We start from the raw sequence: 25,690 nt of genomic DNA, 5'->3' as shown, positions 1-25,690 counted from the left end.
CAATCTGCCTGCGCCAGAGGCGCTCTGGGGTCAGTCGCCGACGCGCAGGCCCGACTCCGAGTTGAAGACGTGGACGTGACCGGCCTTGGGCTTGAGGTAGATCTTCTCGCCCTTCTCCGGGGGACGACGACCGTCGACGCGCGCGATGAACGGCACGGCGCCGGCGTTCTCTCCCGTGGCCTCGAGCAGCTTCTGGTCGGTCGTGCCGTAGATGTAGGCGTCGGCGCCGAGCTCCTCGACGACGTCGACCGTGACCGGGATGCCCGACTGGTCGGACGAGAGCTCGAGGTCCTCCGGACGGACACCCAGGGTGACGTCCTTGCCGACGGTCGAGAGGTCCTCGCGCGTGATCGGCACCGTGTGGCCGTGCAGGTCGATGCCGCCCTCGGTGACCGGCGCGTGCATGAGGTTCATCGCGGGGGAGCCGATGAAGCCGGCGACGAAGACGTTGGCCGGGTGGTCGTACATGCGGCGCGGGCTGTCGCACTGCTGGAGGATGCCGTCCTTGAGCACGGCGACGCGGTCACCCATGGTCATGGCCTCGACCTGGTCGTGCGTGACGTAGACGGTCGTGACGCCGAGGCGGCGCTGGAGCGAGGCGATCTGGGTGCGCGTCTGGACGCGGAGCTTGGCGTCGAGGTTCGACAGCGGCTCGTCCATGAGGAACACCTGCGGCGAGCGGACGATCGCGCGGCCCATGGCGACGCGCTGGCGCTGGCCACCGGAGAGGGCCTTCGGCTTGCGGTCGAGGTAGGGCGTGAGGTCGAGGATCTTGGCGGCCTCCTCGACGCGCTTGCGGATCTCGCCCTTGTCGACGCCGGCGATCTTGAGCGCGAAGCCCATGTTGTCGGCGACCGTCATGTGCGGGTAGAGCGCGTAGTTCTGAAACACCATCGCGACGTCGCGGTCCTTGGGGGACAGGTTCGTCACGTCACGGTCGCCGATGAGGATGCGTCCGCCGTTGACCTCCTCGAGGCCGGCGAGCATGCGCAGGGAGGTGGACTTGCCACACCCGGAGGGACCGACGAGGACGAGGAACTCCCCGTCCGCGATCTCGATGTTGAGCTTGTCGACCGAGGGGACCGGGTTGCCCGGGTACTGCCTCGTCGCGTTGTCGAACGTCACTGTTGCCATGGCTTCATTGCCTTCCTTCACCGGCAGGAACGTGCCGGACGATCCGTTGTAAAGGTGGTGCCCGCCCGGGTGAGCAGGCACGGTCATCATGGCCCATGGGCGAGTCGTTGACCACCCCCGTCCCATCGGGGGCCACGAAGTCAAGGGAAGTCAGGCGAAACGGGCTGGACGCGCCGTGTCCAGAACGTTGCAAAAACTTGCTGCAAGCGGGTGGCCGCTGTCTGCAACTTCTTGCTACATTCCGGGTCACCGGTGGCGGCGTGTGCCACCTGGCTTCAAAGGAGAATCCATGCACAAGCGTGCCTACGGCGCAGTCGCCATCTCGGGCGTCGCCGCTCTGGCCCTGAGCGCCTGCGGCGGGTCCAGCCCCGCCCCCACGGCCTCGAGCTCCGCCGCCCCGTCGGCGAGCGAGACGAGCAGCGCCCCCGCTGCCGCCCCCACGACGACCGGCGCGCCGGTCCGTGACGCCAACGTCGACCTCGTCATCTGGACGGATGCCGACCGTGCGGCGACCGTGAAGAAGATCGCCGACAAGTTCGGCGAGGAGAACGGGGTGTCCGTCTCGGTCCAGGTGGCCGTCGACACCCGCCAGCAGTTCAAGGACGCGACGAAGGTCGGCAAGGGTCCCGACATCGTCGTGGGCGCCCACGACTGGCTCGGCGAGCTCGTGCAGGAGAACACGGTCGCCCCGATCGCGCTCTCCGCCGACACGGCAGCGAAGTTCTCGAAGCCCGCGATCGCCGCCGCCAAGTTCAACGGCCAGAACTACGGCGTCCCCTACGCCGTCGAGAACATCGCGCTGATGCGCAACACGGACCTCGCCCCCGACGCGCCGAAGTCCATGGACGAGCTCGTGAAGATGGGCAACGAGATCAAGGCGAAGAGCGGTGGCAAGGTCACCAACGTCCTGATCCAGCAGGTCGGCAAGACCGGCAACGCCTACTACACGTACCCCTACCTCAGCGCCTTCGGTGGTGGCATCTTCGGGCAGTCCGCCGACGGCGGGTTCGACCCCAAGAAGGTGCTGGTCAACAGCGCGGGCTCGATCAAGGGCGCCGAGGTCCTGGCTGACCTCGGCAAGCAGAAGATCCTGTCGACCAACGTGGGCGACGACAACGCCGAGGGCCTCTTCGACGCAGGCAAGGCGCCGTTCTTCATCACCGGCCCGTGGGCGACGACGAACGCCAAGAAGGCGAACATCAAGTACGCCATCAGCAACCTGCCGACGCTCCAGGGCGGCGGCCAGATGCAGCCGTTCCTCGGCGTCCAGCTCTTCTACGTGTCCGCGAAGGCCAAGAACGCATCCATCGCGCAGGAGTTCGTCACGAACTACATCACGAAGAAGGACGTCCAGCTCGAGCTGTTCAACGCGCTCGGTCGCCCGCCGGCCCTCACCGAGGCCCTCGACGAGGTCGCCGCGTCCAACGCCGACGTCAAGGCCTTCTTCGAGGCCGGCAAGGACAGCAAGCCGATGCCGAACATCCCCGCGATGAACTCGGTGTGGGGTCCGCTCGGCCAGGCGTCCGCCGACGTCATCTCCGGCAAGGACCCGCAGGCGCGCTTCGACGCAGCCCAGAAGGAGATCGTCGCGAACATCAACAAGGGCTGACGCCCTTGTCAGGGGTGGTCCGGGTGCTCTCGAGCCCCGGGCCACCCCACCCTTCTCTCTCACCGCCGCGGCGGCTCCTTCGAGGAGGACGCCGTCCGGCTGGGGCCGCCTCGAAGCCGGCCCGACAGACCGGCCAGCCCGCCGGAGCGTCGTCGCTCCGGGTCCCGCGCTGCTTTCCTTGCACCGGATAGAGGTTTCGCATGTCCCAGGCCACAAAGACGTCGCCGGCAGTCCAGACCACGACGAGGACCCCGCTCTGGGCGCTCGTCGTCAAGTGGTTGGCCCTGGCCCTCTTCGTCGCAGCTGCGTTCTATCTGGCGACCCAACTGGCCGACCAGGGGTACGCCGTCTACATCGCCGTGCTCGCCTTCGTCGTCATGGCGGTGCTGGTGGTCTACTCGACCCGGCGATTCGTCCCGGCCAAGTACCTCCTCCCGGGGCTCGTGCTCCTGCTCGGGCTGCAGGTCTGGCCCATCGTCATGACCGTGAGCACGGCGTTCACCAACGGTCAGACGATCACCAAGGAAGACACGATCGCGGCGATCAAGACCAACTCCGTGCAGGAGGTGCAAGGGGCGCCGCGCTACCGCCTCAGCATCGCCGTCCCCCAGGGGGGCGACGTAGCCACCGCTCCGCCGGTGTTCCTCCTGACGGCACCGGACGGTGCCCTCAAGATCGGCGACAAGGACGGCCTGAAGGACCTCCCCCCGAACGGTGTGACGAAGTCCGACTCCGGCAAGATCACGGCGGCTCCGGGATTCCAGATCCTCAACGCGCGACAGATCAACGCGCGCAAGGACCTCCAGACCTTCGCCGTGCCGACCTCCGACGGGGGCGGCATCAAGGCGAGCGGTCTCAGCGAGGCCTTCGAGGGTCGTGCCACGGTCAGCTACGACCCCGCCACGGACACCCTGACGGACTCCGCGACGGGCGAGGTGTACGTGGTGCGCGACGCGCGATTCGTGCCGAAGGACGGCACGGGCCAGGCGTTCCCGCAGAAATGGGCCGAGAACGTCGGCTTCAAGAACTTCCAGACCATCCTGACCGACCCGACGATCCGGGCCGGCTTCCTGAAGATCTTCGGCTGGAACCTCGTCTTCGCAGCCTTGTCCGTCGTCACGACCTTCATCCTCGGGATGCTGCTCGCGCTCCTGTTCAACGATGACCGACTGCGCGGCAAGGGGGTCTACCGAGCACTACTCGTGCTGCCCTATGCCATCCCCGGATTCGTGACGTCGTTGCTCTGGAAGTCGATGTTCAACCAGGACTTCGGCCTCGTGAACTCGTTGACGGGGCTGGACGTGGACTGGTTGGGCACGCCGTGGGGGGCCAAGGCCGCCATCCTCATCACGAACCTGTGGCTGGGGTTCCCGTACATGTTCCTCATCTGCACGGGCGCCCTGCAGTCCATCCCGGCCGACGTCCGCGAGGCGGCGAAGATCGACGGCGCGTCGCCTGCCCGCACCCTGCGCTCCATCATCATGCCGCTGCTCCTGGTGGCGGTCGGTCCGCTCCTCATCGCCTCGTTCGCCTTCAACTTCAACAACTTCGGCCTGATCTTCCTGCTGACCGGCGGAGGCCCCTTCGAGGCCGAGAACACGAGCATCGGGTCCAGCGACCTGCTCATCACGTACGCGTTCCGCCTCGCCTTCTCCGGCGTCACACCCGACTACGGCTTGGCAGCCGCCGTGTCCATCTTCATCTTCGTCATCGTCGCGGTCATGAGCTACGCCGGCTTCCGGCGCACGCGGGCCCTCGAGGAGGTCAACTGATGTCCACCGAACCGATGTCGATCCAGGCCCCGGCCGCCGTCGTCGACACCGAGCAGAGTGCCCGAGCCGCCCGTCGCAGAGGCCCTTCCGGAGTCCAGGGGCGGGTCTGGTGGAAGCACGTGCTCGGCGTGGTCGCGCTCATGTGGGCGCTCTTCCCGATCGTCTTCCTCATCTCGGCCGCCCTGAACCCGGCCGGCACCCTCAGCTCGGCGGAGCTCCTTCCCAAGTCGGCCTCCCTCAACAACTTCCAGACGCTCTTCAACGACGAGTCGCGCCCGTTCGCGACCTGGTTCCGCAACTCGCTCGTCATCGCCTTCGTGGGCGCCTTCGGCCAGATCTTCATCGGGGCGTGCGCTGCCTACGCCTTCTCACGGATGCGTTTCCGCGGACGTCGCGGTGGGCTCCTCAGCCTCCTGCTGCTGCAGATGTTCCCTGCCCTGCTGACCTTCGTGGCCCTCTACCTGATGTTCGCGCGCATCGGCGACATCGTGCCGGCGTTCGGCCTCGACACGGTTCTCGGTCTGTCGTTGGTCTACCTCGGCGGCGCCATGGGCGCCAACGTCTGGCTGCTCAAGGGCTACTTCGACACGGTTCCCCGCGAGCTCGACGAGGCGGCCAAGGTCGACGGTGCCTCCCACGCGCGCATCTTCTTCACCATGATCCTGCGACTGACCATGCCGATCCTCGTGACCACGTTCATGATCTCGTTCATCGGCCTCTTCAGCGAGTTCCTGCTGGCGTCCATCTTCCTCCGGGACGTGAACTCGCAGACGGTCGGCGTCGGCCTGTGGAGCATGAGCAAGGGCAACGAGGCCAACCGCCTGTTCGGCCAGTTCGCGGCGGGTGCGCTGCTCTGCTCCATCCCCGTCGTCGCCCTCTACCTGGCCGTGCAGAAGCAGATCGTCGGAGGCCTCACCACGGGGTCGGTGAAGTGAGTCCTGCCCCGACCCGCCAGCAGTCCTGGCTGACCCAGCCGCACCACGACGGGTCGGGGCGGTACGTCTCATCCCAGACGCCCCGCCTCGGCGACCGCGTCGACGTCCTCGTCCGGGTGCCCCTGGCCGCCGAGGTGGATGCCGTGCACGTGCGCACGGCGCCGGACGGCGAGGCCACCTTCGCGGTCGCCAGGCTCGTGCGCACCACGGCCACCGACGCGTGGTGGCGGGCGACGCTGACCTGCCACAACCCGGTCACGACCTACCGCTTCCTGCTCACGGGCGGGCCGACGAAGTACGCCTGGCTCAACGGCACCGGCGTGCACGAGCGCGACGTGCCCGACGCGAGCGACTTCCGCCTCGTCGCGCACGACGCCCCGCCGCCGGCCTGGGCGACGGGCGCCGTCGTCTACCAGGTCTTCCCCGACCGCTTCGCGCGGTCGCGCGCGGCCGACAGGCGGGCCACGCCCGACTGGGCCATCCCGGCCGCGTGGGGCGACCCGGTCGACATCAGCCCCCAGGGCGTCGCGCACCAGCTCTACGGCGGCGACCTCGATGGCATCACCGAGCACCTCGACCACCTCGAGGCGCTCGGCGTGGACGTCGTCTACATGACGCCGTTCTTCCCCGCGCGCAGCAACCACCGCTACGACGCGTCGTCGTTCGAGCAGATCGACCCGATCCTCGGTGGCGCGCCGGCCCTGCGCCGGCTCACCGCGGCCGCGCACGCCCGCGGCATGAAGGTCATGGGCGACTTCACGACGAACCACACGGGCAACGCCCACGAGTGGTTCCTCACGGCCGCCGGCAAGGGTGGTCGCAACACGCCGGAGCGCGACTACTACATCTGGGAGGACGGGACCTACGTCGCCTGGCTGGGCGTCCCGTCGCTGCCGAAGCTCAACCACCTCAACGCCGCCCTGCGCCGGCGCCTCTTCGAGGACCCGCAGGGCGTCGTGCGCAAGTGGCTCGGCCGCGCCGGAGGCCTGGACGGCTGGCGCGTCGACGTCGCGAACATGACCGGGCGCTGGCGCGACACCGACGTCAACCACGACGTCGCGCGCCAGATGCGCGACGTCATGGGCCGCGTGGCCCCCGACGCGCTGCTCGTGGGGGAGCACTTCCACGACTACACCACCGACGTGCCCGGCGACGGCTGGCACGGCGTCATGAACTACGCCGGCTTCTGCAAGCCGGCATGGACGTGGCTGCGCCAGGAGCCCAAGGACCCCCGCTTCCTCGGCGCGCCGGTGCCCCTGCCCCTGCTCGAGGCCGGGGCGGTCGTCGAGACGATGCGCGACTTCACGTCGCGGATCGCCTGGCAGTCGCTCGTCCACTCCTTCAACCTCGTCGGGTCGCACGACGTGCCGCGCATCCGCACGCTCGTCGGCCCCGAGGCCGTCGAGGCCGCGGTCGGGCTGCTCATGACCTTCCCCTCGATGCCGATGGTCACCTACGGCGACGAGATCGGCATGGAGGGCACCTTCGGCGAGGACGGGCGACGTCCGATGCCGTGGGACGAGAGCGACTGGGACGAGAAGACGCTCGAGACCTACCGCGGACTCATCGCAGCCCGCCAGGGCTCGGTCGCACTGCGTCACGGCGGTCTGCGGTGGGTACACGCCCAGGGTGATGCCATGGTCTTCCTCCGCGAGACGCACGACGAGGTGGCGCTCGTGCACGTGGCCCGGGCCGCGCACGAGCCGGTGGTCCTCGACGCGCAGCACCTCGCCGGCATCGAGGCGGGGCGGCCGGCATACGGACCCGCGCCGAAGATGGGGAAGCGGGCTGTCACACTGAGCGCTGCTGCGCCGCTGGTGCGGATCTGGGTCTGGCGTCCGACGGACGGCGGGCCGAAGCACGTGCGACGGAGGGTGAGGTGACGTGAGGGCACGACTGCGCGACATCGCCGACCAGGCGAGCGTGTCCGAGGCGACCGTCTCCCGCGTGCTCAACGGCAAGCCGGGGGTGGCCGAGTCGACGCGCCAGGCGGTGCTGACGGCGCTCGACGTGCTCGGCTACGACCGTCCGAGCCGGTTGCGGCGCAAGAGCGCCGGGCTCGTCGGCCTCATCGTCCCCGAGCTGACGAACCCGATCTTCCCGGCGTTCGCGCAGACGATCGAGAACTCGCTCGCGCAGAGCGGCTACACGCCGGTGCTCTGCACGCAGGTCGCCGGGGGAGTGCACGAGGACGACTACGTGACGATGCTGCTCGAGCGCGGCGTCGCCGGCATCATCTTCATCTCCGGCCTGCACGCCGACACGACGACCGACTCGGACCGCTACGTCGCGCTGCGTGAGCGCAACCTCCCGCTCGTGCTCGTCAACGGCTACATCGAGGGCGTCGACGCGCCGTTCATCAGCAACGACGACGTCGCCTCGATGGGGCTCGCCCTCGAGCACCTCGTGAGCCTCGGCCACCGCGAGATCGGCTTGGCCGTGGGCCCCGACCGCTACGTGCCCGTCATCCGCAAGATCGCCGGGTTCCGGCACTCCATGCAGGAGCTGACCGGGCGCCCCGACGTCGACGACCTCATCGAGCGGTCGCTCTTCAGCGTCGAGGGTGGGGCCACGGCGGCCGGCCGGCTCATCGACCGCGGTGCGACCGCCGTCGTCTGCGGCTCGGACCTGATGGCCCTCGGCGCGATCCGGGAGGCCCGCAAGCGCGGGCTCAACGTGCCGCGCGACTTCTCGGTCGTCGGCTACGACGACTCGACGCTCATCGCCTTCACCGACCCGCCCCTCACGACCGTGCGCCAGAGCGTCAACGCGATGAGTGCGGCGACGGTGCGGGCGCTGCTCGACGAGATCGCCGGGCAGCCCTCCCCGAGAGCGGAGTACGTCTTCCGCCCCGAGCTCGTCGTGCGCGGCTCGACCGGGGCCGTGCGCCGCCACTGAGGCCCTGAGGCCCTGAGGCCCTGAGGCCCTGAGGCCCTGAGGCCCTGAGGCCCTGAGGCCCTGAGGCTCCGAGGCTCGCGCGCCGGAGCGACCCGCCTCTCAGCCGGCGTCGTGCGCCCGGCGCAGCCGCAGGAGCTCGCGCAGGAACGCCGCGACGGCAGGCTCGTCGTCGACGCGGAAGCGCGCGGCGGTCGAGCCGGTGCCGACCTTGACGGTCACGTCCTCCGGGCGACGCATCCGCATGAAGGCGTCCTCGTCGGTGACGTCGTCGCCGAGGTAGACGCGGGCGACGGCCCCGACGTGGCGGCCGAGCGCGGTGACGGCCGAGCCCTTGTCGGCGTGCGAGACCGAGAGCTCGAGCACCGACTTGCCCTTGAGCACCTTGACGCCGGCGTGGTCGAGGCCGACCCGGCGGGCGTCGGCGATCGCGGCGTCGCCCGTCTCGCGGGGCAGCCCGCGCACGTGGACGACGACCGCCGCGGCCTTGTGCTCGATGCCGGCCTCCGGGTGCGACTCCTTGACGAGCGCCTCGATGTCGGAGCGGAGCTCGGCCAGCAGCACCTCGTCGTCCGGCGTGATCGCCGCGGCCTCCATGGCCTCGCGCACGGCCGCGCTCGACGACTCGGCCCCGTGGCTGCCGATGAGCACGATCGGCTCGTCCTCGGCGATGCCGGTGAGCGTCCGCAGGGTCTCGAGGTCGCGGCCCGACACGACGGCGACGTGCACCCCGGGGAGGGCGGCGAGCCCCCGCAACGTGTCGATCGCGCCCGGCTCGGGCGTCGCGCTCATCGGGTCGGCGTCGAAGGCCGCGAGCACGCCGTCGTAGTCGGTGGCGACGAGGAGCGGTGACGTGGCCGCGGTCTGCTCGAGCAGCCCGGCGGGCGGGGGCGTGGCGCTCATGCGCGCGCGGCGGCGTCGGTCGGACCGGGCATGAGTGGCGTCTCCTCGGCCTGCGGGGTCGGGCGGCCACGCGGCTCGGGCGTCGGCAGCTCCGGCGCCGCGGCCAGGGCGGAGAGGTAGCGCGAGGCCCACCGCTGCACGTCGTGGTCGGACACGCGGCGGCGCAGCGCCTTCATGATCCGCTGCTTGTCCTTCGCCGGCGTGTTGATGGCCCGCAGGATCGTCTGCTTGAGGCCCTCGATGTCGTGCGGGTTGCAGGCGAAGGCCTGGTGCAGCTCGTGCCAGGCACCGGTGAACTCCGAGAGCACGAGGGCGCCGCCGAGGTCGTGGCGGCACGTCACGTACTCCTTGGCGACGAGGTTCATCCCGTCGCGCAGCGGCGTGACGAGCATGACGTCGGCGGCCTGGAAGAGCGCCGCCATCTCCTCGCGCGGGTAGGAGTGGTGCAGGTAGTGCACGGCGGGGGCGCCGATCTTGCCGAGGTCGCCGTTGATCCGGCCGACCGTCTGCTCGATCTCGCTGCGCAGCTGGCGGTAGGCGTCGACGCGCTCGCGGCTCGGCGTGGCGACCTGGACGAGGGTGACCTCGGGCGGGCCGAGGCGCCGCTCCGAGAGCAGCTCCTCGTAGGCCTTGAGCCGGTGCCGGATGCCCTTGGTGTAGTCGAGCCGGTCGACGCCGAGCATCAGCACCTCGGGGTCGCCGAGGCTGGCCCGGATCTCGCGTGCCCGGGCCATGACGTCGGGACGCCTGGCGAGCTCCTCGAGCCCGGTGAAGTCGACGGAGATGGGGATGGCGGCCGCGCGCACCTGGCGGCGCGAGCCCTCGACCGTGACGCGGTCGCGCTTCGTCGCGGCGCCGAGCAGCTGGCGGCACGCGCGCACGAAGTTGCGGGCGTCGGCCTGGCGCTGGAAGCCGAGGAAGTCGGCGCCGAGCAGCCCTTCCAGCAGCTGCGCACGCCACGGCAGCTGCGCGAACAGCTCGACGGGCGGGAAGGGGATGTGGTTGAACCAGCCGATGCGCACGTCGGGCCGCAGCCGGCGCACGATGGCGGGCACGAGCTGCAGCTGGTAGTCCTGCACCCACACGGTGGCGCCCTCGGCGGCCACCTCGGCCACGGCCTCGGCGAAGCGCTGGTTGACCGCCTGGTAGGCCGACCACCACTCGCGGTGGAACGTCGCCGGCACGATGACGTCGTGGTAGATCGGCCAGAGCGTGTCGTTGGAGAAGCCCTCGTAGTAGTCGCGCACCTCGTCGGCAGAGAGGGGCACGGGGTGCAGGTGGATGCCGCCCTCGTCGAAGGGGTCCGGGGCCTCGCCCGAGTCGCCGGCCCAGCCGACCCAGGCCCCGGGCTGGTTGCGCATGACCGACTCCATGGCGGTCACGAGGCCGCCGGGGCTGCGTCGCCACTCGACCTCGCCGTCGTCGGCGACCACCTTGTCGACGGGCAGGCGGTTCGCGGCGATGACGAGGTCGTAGGTCGGACGTGCGGGCGGCACGCGATCAGCTCCTGGGCTCGAGGGGTCGGTGCTCGGGTCGTACCCATCCCGCGCGCACGGGACGCACGGGTCCGGCGCGACACCGTCGTGGCCACTCTAACGAGCGAACGGTGGCGCCCGGTGCGGTGTCGCCATAGGGTCGGAGCAGGGCACCGCGCGAGCCCCTCGAGGCAGACCTCGAGCCGCCCGACGGTCACCCCGAGGTCCCAGTGCCGAGGTGAAGGAGTCGCCGTGAAGGTTTCGGACGTGCTGCGCCACAAGGGCAGCGAGGTCATCACCATCAAGCCGGACGAGACCGTGGCCGGGCTGCTCGCCCTGCTCGCCGAGCACCGCATCGGTGCGGTCGTGGTCAGCGCCGACGGCACGGGCGTCGACGGGATCGTCAGCGAGCGCGACGTCGTCGTGCACCTCCACGGCAGCGGCACCGCAGTGCTCGAGGGCCCGGTCAGCGCCATCATGACGAGCGAGGTGTCGACGGGCACCGCCGCGGACGACGTGGCCGACCTCGCCGCCACGATGACCGAGCAGCGCGTGCGCCACGTGCCGATCGTCGACGCCGAGGGGCAGCTCACGGCGATCGTCAGCATCGGCGACATCGTCAAGCACCGGCTCGACGAGCTGCAGTCCGAGCGCGACCAGCTGCGCGACTACATCTCGAGCTGAGGCCCGGCACGCGCGGGCGTGCTGGGGTGCTCGGTCGGTGGGCCCGTCGCATACCGTAGGGGCATGACGGCGTACGAGCGGACCGAGCGGGTGGCGAGCCCGCGGTCCGCGCGCACGACCTCGCTCGAGCCGGGCGACCGCTCGGGTGACGGGACGGGCGAGCGGGGCCGCCGCGCCACCGGCGAGCGGCTCGGGCCCTACCGCCTCATCGAGGAGATCGGCGAGGGCGGGATGGGTGTCGTGCACCTCGCGCTCGACCCCCGTGGGCGCGCGGTCGCCGTCAAGGTGCTGCGCACGCACGTCGCGCACGACGTGGACGCCCGCCAGCGCCTGGCGCGCGAGGTCGACACCCTCTCGCGCATCCGCGACGCGCGCGTGGCGAGCGTCGTCGACGCCGACGTCATGGGGCCGCGCCCCTACGTCGTGACCCGCTACGTGCCGGGTCCCGCGCTCGACGAGGTCGTCGAGGACCACGGGCCGATGGAGCCGGCCGACCTGCTGCGCCTCGCCCGCGGCAGCGCCGAGGCGATCCGCGCCATCCACGCCTGCGGGGTCGTGCACCGCGACATCAAGCCCGGCAACGTGCTGCTCGAGGACGGCGACCCCGTCCTCATCGACTTCGGCATCGCCCACCTGCAGGACGACGTGCGCCACACGGTCGGCGGCCTCGTCATGGGCACGCCCGGCTACCTCTCCCCGGAGCTCGTCGAGGGCGCCGCCATCACCGACGCCACCGACTGGTGGGGCTGGGCCGCCACGATCACGTATGCCGCGTCGGGCCGTCCGCCCTTCGGGCGCGGTCGCATGGACGCCGTGCTGGCCCGCGTGCGGGCCGGGGAGGTCGACCTCGACGGTGTCGACCCGCGCCTCGTGCCCCTCCTGCGGGCCTCGCTCTCGCCGGACCCGCGGCGTCGCCCGCACGCCGACGAGGTCATCGACGCCCTGGAGCTCTACGCGGCCGGCCGGTCCGCGACGGTGCCCGCCCCGAGCGGCGGGCCGTGGGACGACGGCCGCCCCTCCGAGGCCTCGCCCGGCGACACGCAGGTCGTGCAGGGCGGCAGCACGGCGGTGCTGCCCCCGGTGCCCGCCGACATGCCGCGGACGACGCCGCGGGCGGACGACGCCGACGCGTCGCGGTGGGCCCCGCCCGTGGGGCGGACGCGGGGCACCTCACGGCAGGAGCCGGCATACGGCACCGGTGACGATGGCTACGACGACGGCTGGGACGGGTCCGACGGCGAGTGGCAGGACGAGGAGCCGGCCGGGCGCGAGGGCGACCCGCGGATCGGGCTGCCGATGCGCACCGGGCTGCTCGCGGCCGTCGCGGTGGCCTGGGCGGGCGCGCTGATGGCCTGGCCCGGTGCCGCGCTCGTCGCCGTCACCGTGCTCTCGGCCTTCGCGCGCGCGACCGACCGGTCGGTGACCGCGCTCGTGCTGCGGCGCTACGACCACGGGCGGCGGCGCAGCGACGTGCCGTTCGCGGTGGTGTCGAGCCCGTGGCACTTCGTGCTCGGGATCGTCGCGACCGTCGTCGGCCTCGTGCTTCCCGCGGCCGTGGCGCTCGCCGGCATCTTCGCGACGGCGCTGCTGCTGACGGGCACGCAGGGGGGCGACCTCGGCCCGGGGACGCCGCTCACGCTCGGCGTCGGCGGCGTGCTCGGCCTGCTCATGCTCTGGTGGGGTCCCGGCGGGGCCTCGCTGCGGCGCGGCACGCGCTCCATCGCGCGCGCGATCGTGCCGATCGGCCTCGCCACGCAGGTCGTGGCCGCGGTGCTCGCCGTCGGCGGTGCGGTGGCTGCGTTGCTCGCGCTCAAGGAGGGTGCGAGCCTCAGCTGGCTGCCCTTCGGCAGCAGCCCGTTCGGCCTCTGAGGCCCGGGTCGCGCCCGCGTCACGAGCGTGCTGCCCGTGCGCGCGCTGTGGGCGCCCTGTGCAGCTCCCATCCCGAGGTGAAGGGAACGTCAAGGAACGATCACGAAAGTGTCTCGGCGCGCCTTGTCAGGGGGCCGTTCCTCACGTACCGTCAGTGCTCGCGTCCGGCTCCACCCGAGCGCTCCCACAACTTCACATGGACACCCACATCAATCCGTTCCCTGTGTGCGCCGAGCCTCGCCAGCCAGGGATGCAGCCCACGACCGTGGGCCGGGCGAGGACGGGGGACCCAGTGTGACCAGTCAGAGCCGGTGCCGAGGCACCCGTCGAAGAGGACGAGAGCTGGTCTAGGGGTGAAGCCGCGAGAGCGGCGGGGCAGCCTGACGTCCCAACCCGACAGCTAACCCCGCAGGCGCGCGTCAGGAAGGAACACCCCTATGCAGTACATGTCCAAGCATGCTGCCGCCAAGCAGGTCTCGGTGAAGCAGCGCATCGCGGGAGTCGGGATCGCCGGCGCCGCCACCCTCGTCGGTGGCATCGCCACCGCCGGGTCGGCCAAGGCCGCCTCGGTCTGGGACCGCGTCGCCGCCTGCGAGTCGAGCGGCAACTGGCACATCAACACCGGCAACGGCTACTACGGCGGCCTGCAGTTCGTGCAGAGCACCTGGGTCGGCTACGGCGGCCGCGCCTACGCCTCGCGCGCCGACCTCGCCACCCGCGCCGAGCAGATCGCCATCGCCCAGCGCGTGCTCGCCTCCCAGGGCCCCGGCGCCTGGCCCGTCTGCTCGCAGCGTGCCGGCCTGACCCGCTCGAACGGTGGCGCGACCAGCTCGCCCGTGTCGCGCTCGACCGTGCGCAAGCCGGTGACGGCGAAGAAGAAGGTCGTCAAGAAGAAGGTCGTCAAGAAGAAGAGCTACGCCGCCAAGCCCAAGGCGAGCAACACCTACACCGGGAAGGGCGCCAAGGTGACGGTCCACCGCGGTGACTCGCTCGGCAAGATCGCCGCGGTCCACCACGTCAAGGGCGGCTGGAAGGCCCTCTGGAAGGCCAACTCGGCTCGCGTCTCGAACCCGAACCTCATCTTCGTCGGTCAGGTCCTGCGCCTGCCGTGAGTTCCTGATAGAACTGAGCCCGACGGCCCCGCGCGACCAACCCCTGGGTTGCGCGGGGCCGTCGTCCGTCCGGCGCCGGGTGCGGGCCTGACGGCCTTTTCCCGTATGCCGGCCGCCTCCGTTACGCTTTCGCCCGTCCGCGGTCGCGTGCCGGGGACCCGCTGGCGTGGCGCAATCGGTAGCGCACCTGTCTTGTAAACAGGCGGTTAGGGGTTCGAGTCCCCTCGCCAGCTCCACCTCATGACCTGCGGATATGGTCTTTGACCTGCGGTTATGTTGCCTGCTGGGCACCCGATCCCAAAAGTCAGAAGCGGACACGCCCCGGCTCAGATGTACTCTCTAATCGCACGCCAATCGCACGCCGAAGGCACGACGGGAGGGTCGCGGATGGCGAACAAGCCCAACAGGCGAGGCTTCGGTCACCTACGGCGGCTACCCTCGAGGCGGTGGCAAGCTAGTTACGTCGGCCCAGACCTCACTCGCCACAACTCGCCCACCACGTTCCAGGCGAAGGTTGACGCTGAGGCATGGTTGGGGGTGGAGCGCCACCTCATCACCTCGGGCAGCTGGCAGTCGCCGCGTGCGCGACGCGAGGCGAGGGTCGCGACCGAGTTCGAGGCCTACGCTCGTCGCTGGCTGCAGGACCGCAGGCTCAAGCCTCGGACCAAGGACGGCTATGAGCACTTGCTGGACCGCTACCTGGCTCCGGCCTTCGGGCAACGTCTGCTTGCGGCGATCACGCCGAGCGACGTTCGCCATTGGTGGGCGGAAATGGACCCGTCGACTCCGACGGTGAATGCTCGTGCCTACGCACTTCTCAAAGCTGTGCTTAACACAGCCGTGGCAGACGAGGAGATCGCTGCGAACCCGTGCCGGATCAAGTCGGCGGCCAGCACGCCGCGTGTTCGGGAGGTCAGGCCGGCGTCCGTGGCTGAACTCGAGACCATCGTGGCCACGCTGCCGGAGAAAAGGCGAGCCGTTGCGTTGCTGTGCTCGTGGTGCGCCCTGCGCATCGGCGAGGTGCTGGAACTGCGCCGCAAGGACATCGACCTCGACAGGGCCACGGTGCGAATCGAAAGGTCGGTCGCTTGGGTCAAGGGAAAGCCGGTGGTTGGCGCCCCGAAGTCGGCCGCGGGGCGGCGCACGGTGACGATTCCGCCGCACGTGATCCCCGCACTCCGCGCCCACCTTGACGGTCACGTTGGGCGAGGAAAAGAGTCGCTTCTGTTTCCGGCGCGCGACGGTCACAGCCACCTCCAGCCCACCGTCTTCAGCCAGGCGTTCCGCAAGGCGAGGGCAGCAGCCGCCCGGGATGATCTTCGAGTCCACGATCTGCGCCACACCGGCGCCACGCTGGCTGCGATGACGGGCGCAACCCTTGCCGAGCTGCAGCAGCGGCTCGGGCACTCCTCGGTGGGCGCCGCTCTTCGGTACCAGCACGCCGCGGCCGGGCGTGATGCTCAGATCGCTGCAGCTCTGTCCCTCCTTGCGGACAATGCGGGCCGGGATGACCTCGCTTTGCCTTTCGACGGTGGATGACGCCCGGTCAGCATTCCGGCGGAGACCTGCGCGGAGCCTGAGTTCAGTCGTTCCTGTGGCTTAGCGGTCGCCCAGACCGAAAAGCCGGCCTGAGTCAGCTCGGCTGAATCGGGGTCGGGCGCGGCTGGTGGCTGTCTTCGACTGTTCCTCAGTGCTGGTCGATGGCGAGGGTCTCGGGGCACGGCTGATCGCCCGGTGCGGATGGGACGGCATTGGTCAGTGACCACCCGAAACCGTCATCGTCACGAGGAGTTGACCGTCGTGAGGCAGAACTCGAAGGGGCCGGAACAGCTCGGCCTGTGGGACACCCGTCGTGAGCAACGGCTCGCGAATGAGCGCCCAACCGACAAGGCGCCTGCGCTGCCAGCGCATCGGCCCAGCAGGCCGTTGGAGTACCACGAGCTGTGGACCATCGAGGACGTGTCGGCCTACCTCGGAGTGCCCAAGCAGACGATCTACTCGTGGCGGACCACGGGCTATGGCCCGAAGGGGATTCGGATCGGCAAGCACCTGCGGTGGCGGGCTGCGACCGTGATCACCTGGACCCTCGGTCTGGAGGAGACCCAGTGACCCCGGCCGGCCGCGGAGAACGTCAGTGTCCTCGTTGCGGTCGGTGGATCGAGGCGCAGTGGCCACCCAGGCCCGGACGCCCCCGACGGTGGTGTTCGCCGGAGTGCCGGCGGGCGGCGTCGGAGGAGCGCCGCGCGGCCGAGAGCGGGGCTATCGGCATCCGCTACATCGAGCCGGACGTGCCGATCGAGGACCACGTCCGGGCCGTTCTTGCCTCACCGGCGGCATGCCGGCGCGTGCTGCGAGATCTGGGGGAGCGGGCTGCCCGCGGTGAGCTCTTTGACGGTCGGTGGACCAGCGTTTTGAGCGACCTGGAGCGCCTACGACAACCGCAAAACGGGACCCCGGGCGGCGCTTGGTGTGGCCGGTGACGTGATTTCGTCCGCCGAAACTCGACCGACAATGCATGAGGTGTGTGTGACATGAGCGGTTGCGGTTTCGCAAGGAGTACGCGCCTCGGCACGGCGGCGTCGATCACATCAGGGGGCAGGGACTTGGTTTGTGGCGGTTGAGCCGACGGCACCTCGGCTTCTCTTGTGACGATATCGAATGAAAGGACTAATCCCTGGGAGTGATCGCTGGGGAGGTTCTCGCGGCTTCCGTCGGTCACAGGAGCCGTGCGTTAGAGGGGCCGATCATGACTGACACCACCGGGCGAGAAGAGCGGCCGTCGGTGCGTCAGGCGGCGCGCCGCGCCGCGCTCGACGCGCAGGCGAAGCTGCGCGTCGAGCGGCGGGAGCGGGACAAGCGGCTGGCTGCTCTCGCCTTGGACGTGCTTTTCGCCCTGGGCTAGCGGGACGCTGCCGTCATCAAACTCGACAGCGCGCGGGTGCAGCGCTGCGGCAGCTGGTCGACGATGAGCACCTCACGCTGATCGAGGTGACGCAGTGGTGCGGCCCGAGCCTGACCCGGCAGGAGATCGCGAGGCTCCGCCGGCTCGGCGGCGAGCAGCAGCGTATTGACCGGAAGCATGCGCGGAAGCGTGTGGGCGACCCAGCGCCAAAGAGTTCCTCAGGTCTGGACCGCCGGGACCCGTGACCCGCATCCGTGACCCGCATCCGTGACCCAGAGGTGATGCCGCAGCAGCCGAGTCCGCGGTGATCGCCGACGGCGACCACCGCGGCTCTGGGAGGTGACCGTGCCGTCCGACCTGAAGGAGAGCCTCGTGAGTCAGGAGAACCTCGTGCTGCACAACATGAGCGAGGTGGTTGCCGCGGTCCCGCACTTCCTGGGAGTGCACTCGCAGGACTCCCTCGTGGTCGTCCCCGAGGTGACCGGCGGCGCCCCGGTCGCAAGGGTGAACCTGCCCCGCGGCGTCACGCAGACGGTGGCGGTCGGTGAGGGGCTCGCCCGAGCGTATGCCGGCGCGGGCGTCGGTGTCGTGCTGCTCGCGTACACCGACCAGCCTGAGCTGGCAGGCGCGGTGTGCGACGCCGTGCGGGAGCGGCTCGAGCCGGCGATCCCGGTGATCGGTGCGGTGGCGGTCGACGGCTGGGTGCGTCTGGACGGTCCGCACAGCGGCCAGGTGACCCAGAGCGACCGGGACCTGATGACGGCGGAGTTCCTCCTGCCGGAGCGACCGACGCCGTTCGCGACCCCGGGGCAGCTGCGGCAGGCCTACGCCCCCGGCCGCCCGGTCCCGGACCAGCTCATGGTTCTCACCGCCGAGCGTGCCGCAGCTGCTGCAGGCGGCGGACACGTAGGCGAGGTCGAGCGGGAGTGGATCACCGCTACGCTGCACCGCGCGGCGGCCGGCCACCGTCCTGCCGGCTGCTGATGCGGCGCGCCTGATCGCCGACGTGCAGCTCACCCCACTTCGGGACTACGTATGGGCGTCGATGGAACGCTCGACGGCACCCCGCCACGCCGAGCTATGGCGCGACCTGCTGACGCGGTGCCCCGAAAGCCGCGAAAGACCCGAGTCACCCACGTCACACACGTCACCGGAGTCCACCGGGGCACCCGTGCCGTCTGTGTCTGCGGTGGCGTCGCTGACCGCGTTCGCGCACTGGCTCGACGGGGACGCCGTCAAGGCACGCGCCGCACTGGCACGCGTCCCGGCGGGGACCGCGCACCTGATGGCGCGCCTCGTCGACGTGGCCTTGGAGCTGGGGATGGACCCACGGACCTGGAGCCTCGCCCCGGAAGACCGGGACGACCTGGACGCTCCACACCATGACCCGTCCGCATCGCCCAAGTCCGTGGGGCTGGGCCATGCGATCGACGAGCCGCCGAAGGCTTCACCCGGCCGCGGCAATGCTGGACCACCCCGGTGAGACGCGCAGAGCTGGTCGCCAGCCAACCGGTGGCACCGGACGCCCCGGGCGCCGCGGCGAGGCCGGTGCGCCGGGCATAAGGCATCGACTCGTGATGAACGCGATCCCAGCCCCGAGGGCCACCCTCCACGTGGGTATCAGTGTCCGACCGCACCGACACCCAGTGGGTTATCCACAGGGCAGCGCCGGGGCGGCTCGCGGCGGCCGCTGTCTGCGTGGATGAAGACGGCAATCAGATCCTACGAAGAGGGGACGCCATGACGTCGAAGACGCCGGAGACACCGGAGACGTGTAAGGCCGGCCGCGCGGTGATCCTTGGGGTGATCCTGCTCCTGGAGGCTGCTGCGCATCGCGGCCTGAACCTCCTGGCCACCGACCCGCCGCCGGGGCTCGATGAGTCCTTCGCCCTGTCGGATCTCGGCTTGGGCGCCCCGCTTGCAGCCAGCCAAGCGCGCGCGCTGCTCGCCGCCGACATCGAGCCCGTCGATGTCGAGCCCGTCGACCTTGAGCGCGGAGGGTCGCGCCCGGACTGTGGCGAGCCGCTCGAGCTGGTGCGCGCGGCGGAATCCCTGACCCGAACGGTCCCGATCGAGGCCCTGCCAGCAGGTAGCAGCCGCGTCGTTGTCGCGCTCTGCGACCTCCTTTCGAGACCACGGATGATGCTCGCCCTCGAGGGCCGCAGCATAGGAGAGCTGCTGCTGGACTGCGACCTCATCGTGCGCGAGGTGCTGATGGACACCGCTGATGGACGGCCGGGTCATGATCCGGATCTGGGGCGAGGTTGTCGGAGCCGCCGCCGACCTGTGGCGCACGTTCCCAGAATCGTCCCCAAGCGCAGGCCAATCCGAGCGCAGGGATGCTGGCCATGTCCTGAGGGAGCAGCTCCAGACGATGAACGCCGACCTGATGAGGCCGGCCGGAGGCGCCAATGGCCCGGGCCCTGTCCGGCGGACGATCGGCTGCTCACGGTGTGCGAGAACGACACGACGGCTGCAGAGCTTCTGCTGCGTCGCCGCACCGACGTCCGGCCGATGCGGCCCAAGGTCGCGGCGGATCTCGAGGCGGCCAAAGCCAGGCTGATGCACGTCCTCTATGTGGGCGCCCACGGCGTGCAGGTCGACCTGAACCGTGACCTGCGCGACCTCCCCGTCCTGCCCGCGGCCAAGCGCTCTGCCCTGCCGGCCGAGTCGATCAAGCGCACCGTGGAGGCGCGCGACCGGATGGCGGCCTTCGAGCAGCTGGCTGGCTCCTACGTTTGCGGGACCTTCCCCGCAGCGCTGCACGGCGAACACAAGCCGCTCCCGGAGCTGGACCGGCTGCGGGAGGCGCCGGCCGGCTGGGACATCCAGGCCCACCGCGCCCTGGTCGGCGCCACCACGGCCGCGACGATGATGCTCATCGCGCAGACCCAGGCGCACACCGCCTTCGCCAGCCAGACGCTGCTGCGCGCCGCGGCGGAGACCGGCTCGATCGAAGCCGGCCAGTACCGCACTCGCCTCGCGCCCGCGCTCGAGTCTGGCCAAGCGAGCTGGGTCGCCCTCGCGACGACGTGGGCGCAGCTCGCACCTCAGAGCGGACGCCGACTGGACCCTGATCTGGTCATCGCAGCCAACGAGATCCGCGCCGCGATGCTCGAGATCATTCACGAGCGCACCGGGGTGGCGAGCGTTGAAAGCCTCGCCGCGACAGTGGATCTGAAACAGGTGTCTCAGATACTGCAGCTGGGGCTCACGACCTCCACGGACCTCGCGTACGCCCTCCGGGAGGCGACAGCGGACCTGCACCTGCTCGCCTCGCCCCGCGGTGTCAACGCCATGGCGATGGTGCTCGAGGCGCACGGCCCTTACGGCAACGTCTCCACCGAGGCGTGGGTGCGGCCCGTCGACCACGCTCAGGACCGCCCCGTCACGCTCCCCGAGATCGTCCGGGACTCGCTCACGCAAGCAGCCGATCAAGTCATCCACGCAGTCACGAGAGCGCCGGAGCCGCCGCCTCCATCAGCGCCCCCGACCGCGTACTGGCGGCGAGAACCTCGGCCGGGCAATCCGATTCGTCAGCGGGCCGCGATCGCCAGCCTGTTGCCCTCCAGGCCGGAGCACCAAGCAGCCCACGCTCTTACGAATGGCCATCAACGCCACTCCCTCAGCTCGGGGGAGGGCCGAGGGCGTCGCCTGACCACGGTAGCCGCCGGGCCCACCGGAGGCAGACGGTCCGGCTCTTCGACCACGGTGCCGATGTTCGCCCTGAACCGCCCCGGCGACCGAGGTCAACAGGGTCAGGGTGCCCGCCGGGTCAGTGCCTCGCCCAGCTGGGCAACCGTGGGCGAGCCGGCCATCCCGTCCGGCGTGGCGTCCAGCCGACAGGCCAACGCCGGGCTCGCGCCGGGATGCGCGAACGGGTCCGCGCCGTCCAGCAGGATGGTCGGAGAGCCGGTGAACCCGACGCGGGCCGCCGCCGCGTCAGATGTGACGGCCAGAGTGCTCACCTCTACCGGCACCCGGGAGCGCTCGGAGGCAGTCTCGACACGCTCCACGGCGATCCGCCAGCTTGGGCACCCGTCGAAACACAGCACCGTCACCTTCACACTCACGATCTCATCATCGCCCCTTCGGGCAATCTCTGGGATGCGTCGACCCAGACCTGCGATACGCCATCCGGCCCGGTGGCAACAGGACCGCAGGGCCATGGCTGAATGGGGTCAGCCCCTTCCCGCGGACGGTGGCACGCCTCCAGCCGTGGCAACACTCCCTGAGGGTGTACCACCGTCGCCACGCCTTACGGTGCATCGCAGCAGCCCTCGGCGCAGCCGTGGGCCTGCTCATCGCTACCCCGGTCGTGGGTCAGGAGCGTCGGACCGCACTCGCACGTCTTCCCTCGCCAGGCCTCGAGACCCTCGCGGGCCGCGACGACGGCGATGACCAGTGCAGCCAACGGGTCCGCCCAGGACCAACCGAGCACCGCGTTCGCGAGCAGCCCCAGGAGCAGCACCGCCGACAGATAGTTGCACAACAGCGTCTGCTTGGAGTCGGCCACGACGCTGCCCGAACCGAGATCGCGCCCGGTGCGGCGCTGTGCCCACGACAGGAACGGCATCACCAGCAGCGATGCGGCGGCGATCACGATGCCCACGGGGGAGGGCGCGGCTTCGCCAGCACCGGTCAGCGACCGAACGGAGTCGAGGACAACATATGCGGCGAGCGCGAAGAAGGAGACTGCGATGAAACGCAGCGCCTGCCTCTCACGGGTCTCGGGGATTGGGTGACGGAACTGCCACAGGATCACCAGACCGCTGCCGACCTCCACCAACGAGTCCAGGCCGAAGCCGACCAGGGCCGCCGAAGATGCGGTCGCGCCCGTCGCCACGGCCACCACCGCCTCCAGCAAGTTGTATCCCACGGAAACGCCCGCCAGCAGCTGCGCTCGTCGGCCCAACTGTCGGCGCCGCTCGGGGGAGAGCCCTGACGGGGCTACAGCCACCAGGCCCACGGGCCGCTCAGTGCTCACGAGCTGCCCGTCTTCCCGTGCTGCGGACACAGCGTCACCGCGTCCCCGGCCAGGCCCAGCAGCCGCTCCGCGGCGCCCAGCAAGGCCAAGGTCGCCTCCGGATGCGCCAGTGCGTACACCGACGCGCGGCCCTGTGCTCGCACGGTCACTATGCCGCAGTCCAGCAGGCACGACAGGTGACGGCTCACAGTTGACTGCGCCAGCCCAAGGTGCCCGGTCAGGTCCACCACCCGGTGCTCTCCCAGCGCCAGGTGCTGGACGATCCTCAGGCGCGACCGGTCGCTGAACCCATGGAAGAGGCACGCGGCGGCCTCCATCGCGCCCGCCTCCACCCCCTGAGTGTCAAGGACGGCGGAGGCAGGCACCTTTTGATCAGCTTCCATGCCTGTCATCGCCATGAGTGGATGATAGCAGGGAGAACCGCTTCGTCTCCGGGAGGAGCGCTCAGTCAGCCGGCGACCGCGGGTCGGGGCCGCGTCCGGACTACGGCGCGCCTCAGCCGCGGGACGCCATCAAGGAGCCGATCTTCGGCCTCTCGTGCCACGCGGTCGGCAGCATCGAGCGTCAGGTCGCCGCCGAGGTGCACCACGGCCTCGGCGTGCACCTCGTGGCCCACCCAGCGCATCCGGACTTCGTCGACTCCCAGGACGCCGGGCACGCCGGCGATGACGGTCTCGGCAGAGTCGACCAGCTCGGGCTCCACGGCGTCCAGAAGCCGGCGAAAGACGTCTCGTACCGCGGTGCGCAGCACCAGCAGGATGGCGACGGTGATCAGCAGGCCGACCACCGGGTCGGCCCAGCTCCAGCCCACGGCGACCCCTCCGGCGCCGATCAGGACAGCCAGGGAGGTGAGCCCGTCGGTGCGGGCATGATGACCGTCCGCGACCAGGGCTGCCGAGCCGATCGCCTTGCCCTCGCGGATCCGGAAGACCGCGACCGCTTCGTTGCCCAAGAACCCGACGAAGCCGGCGAGAGCGACCCAGCCGAGGTTGTGCACCGGGGCCGGGTTCGCGAGCCGATCGATCGCCTGCCACGCGGCGACCACCGCGGACAGGGCGATCATGGCCACAACAAACAGGCCGGCAAGGTCTTCGGCCCGACCGTAGCCGTGGGTGTAACGCCGCGTCGCGGCGCGCCGCCCGAGAACGAAGGCGATCCACAGCGGGATGGCGGTCAGGGCGTCGGAGAAGTTGTGGATCGTGTCGGCCAGCAGCGCCACCGACCCCGAGAAGACGACGACGACCAGCTGCAGGACTGCCGTAACGCCGAGCCCGACGAGACTCAGGCGCACCGCCCGGATACCGCGCGCACTGGACTCCAGCGCCTCATCGACGGAGTCAGCAACGTCGTGTGAGTGCGGCGTGATCGCGTGCCGCAAGCGTGCCCACAAACCCGACCCACGCTCGTGGTCATGGTCATGGTCATGGTCACGGTCATGACGGTGGTCGTGCAGCGGGGCCGGGCTTGAGGTCGAACTCATACCTACCATGCTATCTGCACACCTATGAAGGCACGAACTCACGTAGGCTGCAGTGCATGCATGAGGCGATCCCGGACCTGTCGATGCCTGAGGACGAGCAGGCCCACCTAGCGGCCGAGACCTTCCGGATGCTGGCCGATCCCACCCGGATCAAGCTGTTGTGGGCCCTGCTGCAGGGCGAGTCCTCGGTGACGTGCCTGGCCGAGCTGGCTGGCGTCAGCCCGACATTGGTGAGCCAGCACCTGGCCAAGCTGCGCTTGGCCGGGCTGGTCCGTGGCCGCCGCGAGGGGACCTTCATCTACTACACGGCTGCTGACACGCACGTGCACGCGCTACTCGCCGAGGCCCTGTTCCATGCCGACCACACCGACCGTGACCTTGGCGCCGAGACCGACCACCGTCACCAGATGCCAGCTCCCGAGCGCGCGTGAGCCAGGCGGGTCACGCCTGCCCAGGACGCAGAGGTAAAGCAGCGGGCGTCCTGCGCTCACCCCGTGCGGTCACGTGCGGCGAGGTGCTGCAGCCCGCTGGTCATCCGTACATTGGGGCGGTGCACTGTCGCCGCGGCGCCGGCGCCTCCCGCTGCTACGACAGGCACGCTCGTGCAGGCCAGGCCCAGATCTTGAAAGTGTCCCGCTTCATGTCTTCGCGGCAGCGGAAGTGCTGATCAGCCGTTGCTAACCCGCCTTGGGTCCGGCGTCAACAGCGCGTGGTGTCGCTATGGCCGCCGGAACGCCATGCCTAAGGCTTTGAGGGGTTATCCGCACGACCGTGTGGGTATACGGATAATATGGTCGAAGGTAGTCCAGCTAGCAGCGGGTCGGTCGCCGTTGATCCCTCGGCGGTCGTCTCGGCGAAGGCCAGGGTCCCCAGCCCGGAAGACTGTGACCGGCTCGGTGCCGTCCTGTCCCTGATCGCTGGCCCGACCAGGATCCGGCTGCTCTACGCGCTCGACACGGCGGATGAGCTGTGCGTCGGAGATCTCGCACTGGCCCTTGGCGCGACCGAGGACTCAGTGGGCTATGGCCTTCGGGTACTGCGGACGGCAGGGCTCGTCACGCGCCGCAAGGAGGGCCGCACGGTCTACTACCGACTGGCCGACGGCTTCCCGGAGCTGTTGCGCTCGGACTGCCTCCGTCAGCTGGTGCGCCTCACTCGCGCAGGCGCATACGGAGGGAGAGCTTGAATGGGAGCTTGTCCGCGGAGCCGGCCGACAGAGACCTGGGAGGCGACGTGTACCTCGGGATAGCACTGCTGCTGCTGGCGACAGCAGCGGGCCTGGCCCAGCTCCTGCTCGTTGCCCGCGCGGTCGCGGTGAGTCCGGAACCATTGCCGGTGCTGCCTTTCCAGTCCGGCCACGCGCCCACCGAGCATGCCCTCTCTCGCTTCCACGTGCGGTGGTATCCCGCGACGCTGGTGTTCCTCGCCTTCGATGTCGAGATGCTGTTCATGTATCCCTGGGCCGTTGTCGTGGCCGAGCTCGGGGCCGGAGCGGTCGTGGAGATGTTCGTGTTCCTGGCGGCCCTCATGGTTGCGGTGCTGTGGGCCTGGCGTGAGGGTGCGCTCCGATGGGTCTGACGGACTGGCTGGCCCGCCAGGCCGTGCGTCGGTGCTCCGTCCTGCTCGTGGAGATGCCCGGTGGATGGCGGAGCCGGGTCTACGCGGAGCGCTGCGTCGGGGGACGGGGATGGCACCTCGCCGACTCACCCGCCGGCGCCGACATGCTGGTCATCTGCGGACAGCTACCGCCCGAACTGGAGGACAGTGTCGAAGCGGTCTGGGAACAGCTGCCCGGCCCGCGCGTGCGGATCTCGCTGGCCCCGGACGAGACCCAGCAGGGCGTCGTGGCGGCGGTCGAGGCCGCCCTCCCCCGCCTTCGCGACATGGCCGGCCAGCGCGAGGACGCCGCGGGCCGCATGCTACCCGAGGGCAA

23 protein-coding genes, 1 tRNA gene, 1 pseudogene and 1 riboswitch are annotated in these 25,690 nt (G+C 70.3%); of the genes and pseudogenes, 18 read left to right on the top strand and 7 right to left on the bottom strand.

Features of this window, described 5'->3' with window-relative positions:
* Positions 1 to 30: 30 nt before the first annotated feature.
* Entirely contained in the window at positions 31 to 1,134 is a 1,104-nt protein-coding gene (locus ABT295_RS09545) for an ABC transporter ATP-binding protein (protein ID WP_352394117.1), read from the bottom strand.
* A 289-nt stretch (positions 1,135 to 1,423) separates the two neighbouring features.
* Here ABT295_RS09545 and ABT295_RS09540 point away from each other — a divergent pair, with 289 nt between their 5' ends.
* The 5 genes from ABT295_RS09540 (at position 1,424) to ABT295_RS09520 (ending at position 8,348) form a co-directional block, all read left to right on the top strand.
* The gene (locus ABT295_RS09540; protein WP_352394116.1) at positions 1,424 to 2,743 is read left to right on the top strand and encodes a sugar ABC transporter substrate-binding protein; all 1,320 of its coding nucleotides are present in this window, start codon (positions 1,424 to 1,426) and stop codon (positions 2,741 to 2,743) included.
* Positions 2,744 to 2,943: 200 nt separating this feature from the next.
* Entirely contained in the window at positions 2,944 to 4,515 is a 1,572-nt protein-coding gene (locus ABT295_RS09535) for an ABC transporter permease subunit (RefSeq protein WP_352394115.1), read from the top strand.
* Positions 4,515 to 5,450 (top strand): sugar ABC transporter permease, encoded by a 936-nt coding sequence (locus ABT295_RS09530; RefSeq protein WP_352394114.1) that lies wholly within the window; start codon positions 4,515 to 4,517, stop codon positions 5,448 to 5,450. The genes ABT295_RS09535 and ABT295_RS09530 overlap by 1 nt, the downstream gene beginning before the upstream one ends.
* Positions 5,447 to 7,333 carry a glycoside hydrolase family 13 protein gene (locus ABT295_RS09525; RefSeq protein WP_352394113.1) on the top strand — a complete coding sequence of 629 codons (1,887 nt, stop codon included), beginning with the start codon at positions 5,447 to 5,449 and terminating at the stop codon, positions 7,331 to 7,333. The genes ABT295_RS09530 and ABT295_RS09525 overlap by 4 nt, the downstream gene beginning before the upstream one ends.
* 1 nt (position 7,334) lies before the next feature.
* A complete protein-coding gene (locus tag ABT295_RS09520; RefSeq protein WP_352394112.1) occupies positions 7,335 to 8,348 on the top strand; it encodes a LacI family DNA-binding transcriptional regulator in 1,014 nt (337 codons plus the stop codon).
* Between the two features lie 99 nt (positions 8,349 to 8,447).
* Here the strand turns inward: ABT295_RS09520 and otsB are convergent, their stop codons facing one another.
* Both otsB and ABT295_RS09510 read right to left on the bottom strand, forming a co-directional pair.
* Positions 8,448 to 9,248: a trehalose-phosphatase gene (otsB, locus tag ABT295_RS09515; protein ID WP_352394111.1), complete on the bottom strand. Its 801-nt coding sequence runs from the start codon at positions 9,246 to 9,248 to the stop codon at positions 8,448 to 8,450.
* Positions 9,245 to 10,744: an alpha,alpha-trehalose-phosphate synthase (UDP-forming) gene (locus tag ABT295_RS09510; protein WP_352394110.1), complete on the bottom strand. Its 1,500-nt coding sequence runs from the start codon at positions 10,742 to 10,744 to the stop codon at positions 9,245 to 9,247. The genes otsB and ABT295_RS09510 overlap by 4 nt, the downstream gene beginning before the upstream one ends.
* Before the next feature lie 231 nt (positions 10,745 to 10,975).
* Here ABT295_RS09510 and ABT295_RS09505 point away from each other — a divergent pair, with 231 nt between their 5' ends.
* The 7 genes from ABT295_RS09505 to ABT295_RS09475 all read left to right on the top strand — a co-directional run bounded on the left by ABT295_RS09505 (position 10,976) and on the right by ABT295_RS09475 (position 17,290).
* A complete protein-coding gene (locus ABT295_RS09505; RefSeq protein WP_352394109.1) occupies positions 10,976 to 11,407 on the top strand; it encodes a CBS domain-containing protein in 432 nt (143 codons plus the stop codon).
* Between the two features lie 63 nt (positions 11,408 to 11,470).
* A complete protein-coding gene (locus ABT295_RS09500) occupies positions 11,471 to 13,276 on the top strand; it encodes a serine/threonine-protein kinase (protein WP_352394108.1) in 1,806 nt (601 codons plus the stop codon).
* 281 nt (positions 13,277 to 13,557) lie between these two features.
* A riboswitch (cyclic di-AMP (ydaO/yuaA leader) is annotated at positions 13,558 to 13,685 on the top strand.
* A 28-nt stretch (positions 13,686 to 13,713) separates the two neighbouring features.
* Entirely contained in the window at positions 13,714 to 14,388 is a 675-nt protein-coding gene (locus ABT295_RS09495; RefSeq protein WP_352394107.1) for a transglycosylase family protein, read from the top strand.
* A gap of 160 nt (positions 14,389 to 14,548) precedes the next feature.
* Positions 14,549 to 14,624, top strand: a tRNA-Thr gene (locus ABT295_RS09490).
* Positions 14,625 to 14,775: 151 nt separating this feature from the next.
* Positions 14,776 to 15,927: a tyrosine-type recombinase/integrase gene (locus tag ABT295_RS09485; RefSeq protein WP_502991086.1), complete on the top strand. Its 1,152-nt coding sequence runs from the start codon at positions 14,776 to 14,778 to the stop codon at positions 15,925 to 15,927.
* A gap of 261 nt (positions 15,928 to 16,188) precedes the next feature.
* On the top strand, positions 16,189 to 16,497 hold the full coding sequence (locus ABT295_RS09480; protein WP_352394105.1) for a helix-turn-helix transcriptional regulator: 309 nt from the start codon (positions 16,189 to 16,191) through the stop codon (positions 16,495 to 16,497).
* Positions 16,498 to 17,134: 637 nt separating this feature from the next.
* A complete protein-coding gene (locus ABT295_RS09475; protein ID WP_352394104.1) occupies positions 17,135 to 17,290 on the top strand; it encodes a hypothetical protein in 156 nt (51 codons plus the stop codon).
* On the opposite strand, the gene ABT295_RS09470 is transcribed toward ABT295_RS09475, so the two are convergent.
* Complete coding sequence (locus ABT295_RS09470; RefSeq protein ID WP_352394103.1) at positions 17,287 to 17,469, bottom strand: hypothetical protein; 183 nt, start codon at positions 17,467 to 17,469, stop codon at positions 17,287 to 17,289. The two genes, ABT295_RS09475 and ABT295_RS09470, sit on opposite strands and share 4 nt — an antisense overlap.
* Before the next feature lie 193 nt (positions 17,470 to 17,662).
* On the opposite strand from ABT295_RS09470, the gene ABT295_RS09465 reads away from it, so the two are divergent.
* Together ABT295_RS09465 and ABT295_RS09460 are read left to right on the top strand one after the other, a co-directional pair.
* Complete coding sequence (locus ABT295_RS09465) at positions 17,663 to 18,274, top strand: DUF4192 family protein (RefSeq protein ID WP_352394102.1); 612 nt, start codon at positions 17,663 to 17,665, stop codon at positions 18,272 to 18,274.
* A gap of 22 nt (positions 18,275 to 18,296) precedes the next feature.
* Positions 18,297 to 18,773, top strand: a complete 477-nt coding sequence (locus ABT295_RS09460) for a DUF4192 family protein (protein WP_352394101.1) — start codon at positions 18,297 to 18,299, stop codon at positions 18,771 to 18,773.
* Between the two features lie 2,775 nt (positions 18,774 to 21,548).
* Here the strand turns inward: ABT295_RS09460 and ABT295_RS09455 are convergent.
* The 3 genes from ABT295_RS09455 to ABT295_RS09445 all read right to left on the bottom strand — a co-directional run bounded on the left by ABT295_RS09455 (position 21,549) and on the right by ABT295_RS09445 (position 23,757).
* The gene (locus tag ABT295_RS09455; RefSeq protein ID WP_502991085.1) at positions 21,549 to 22,169 is read right to left on the bottom strand and encodes a cation efflux transmembrane domain-containing protein; all 621 of its coding nucleotides are present in this window, start codon (positions 22,167 to 22,169) and stop codon (positions 21,549 to 21,551) included.
* Positions 22,170 to 22,273: 104 nt separating this feature from the next.
* Positions 22,274 to 22,675, bottom strand: a complete 402-nt coding sequence (locus ABT295_RS09450) for an ArsR/SmtB family transcription factor (protein WP_502991084.1) — start codon at positions 22,673 to 22,675, stop codon at positions 22,274 to 22,276.
* A gap of 50 nt (positions 22,676 to 22,725) precedes the next feature.
* Positions 22,726 to 23,757 carry a cation diffusion facilitator family transporter gene (locus tag ABT295_RS09445; protein ID WP_352394100.1) on the bottom strand — a complete coding sequence of 344 codons (1,032 nt, stop codon included), beginning with the start codon at positions 23,755 to 23,757 and terminating at the stop codon, positions 22,726 to 22,728.
* A gap of 56 nt (positions 23,758 to 23,813) precedes the next feature.
* Here ABT295_RS09445 and ABT295_RS09440 point away from each other — a divergent pair, with 56 nt between their 5' ends.
* The 4 genes and pseudogenes from ABT295_RS09440 to ABT295_RS09425 all read left to right on the top strand — a co-directional run.
* On the top strand, positions 23,814 to 24,188 hold the full coding sequence (locus ABT295_RS09440; protein ID WP_352394099.1) for an ArsR/SmtB family transcription factor: 375 nt from the start codon (positions 23,814 to 23,816) through the stop codon (positions 24,186 to 24,188).
* Positions 24,189 to 24,547: 359 nt separating this feature from the next.
* Positions 24,548 to 24,943 carry an ArsR/SmtB family transcription factor gene (locus ABT295_RS09435; protein ID WP_352394098.1) on the top strand — a complete coding sequence of 132 codons (396 nt, stop codon included), beginning with the start codon at positions 24,548 to 24,550 and terminating at the stop codon, positions 24,941 to 24,943.
* Positions 24,944 to 24,951: 8 nt separating this feature from the next.
* Positions 24,952 to 25,335, top strand: coding sequence for an NADH-quinone oxidoreductase subunit A (locus tag ABT295_RS09430; RefSeq protein ID WP_352394097.1), 384 nt, complete (start codon positions 24,952 to 24,954; stop codon positions 25,333 to 25,335).
* Positions 25,326 to 25,690 (top strand): annotated as a pseudogene (locus ABT295_RS09425) (hypothetical protein); the annotation flags it as partial. The gene ABT295_RS09430 and the pseudogene ABT295_RS09425, both read left to right, overlap by 10 nt.

It is taken from the genome of Terrabacter sp. NPDC000476 (assembly GCF_040300125.1).
Classification (GTDB): domain Bacteria; phylum Actinomycetota; class Actinomycetes; order Actinomycetales; family Dermatophilaceae; genus Terrabacter.
This window is presented reverse-complemented; position numbering and strand designations above follow the sequence as displayed.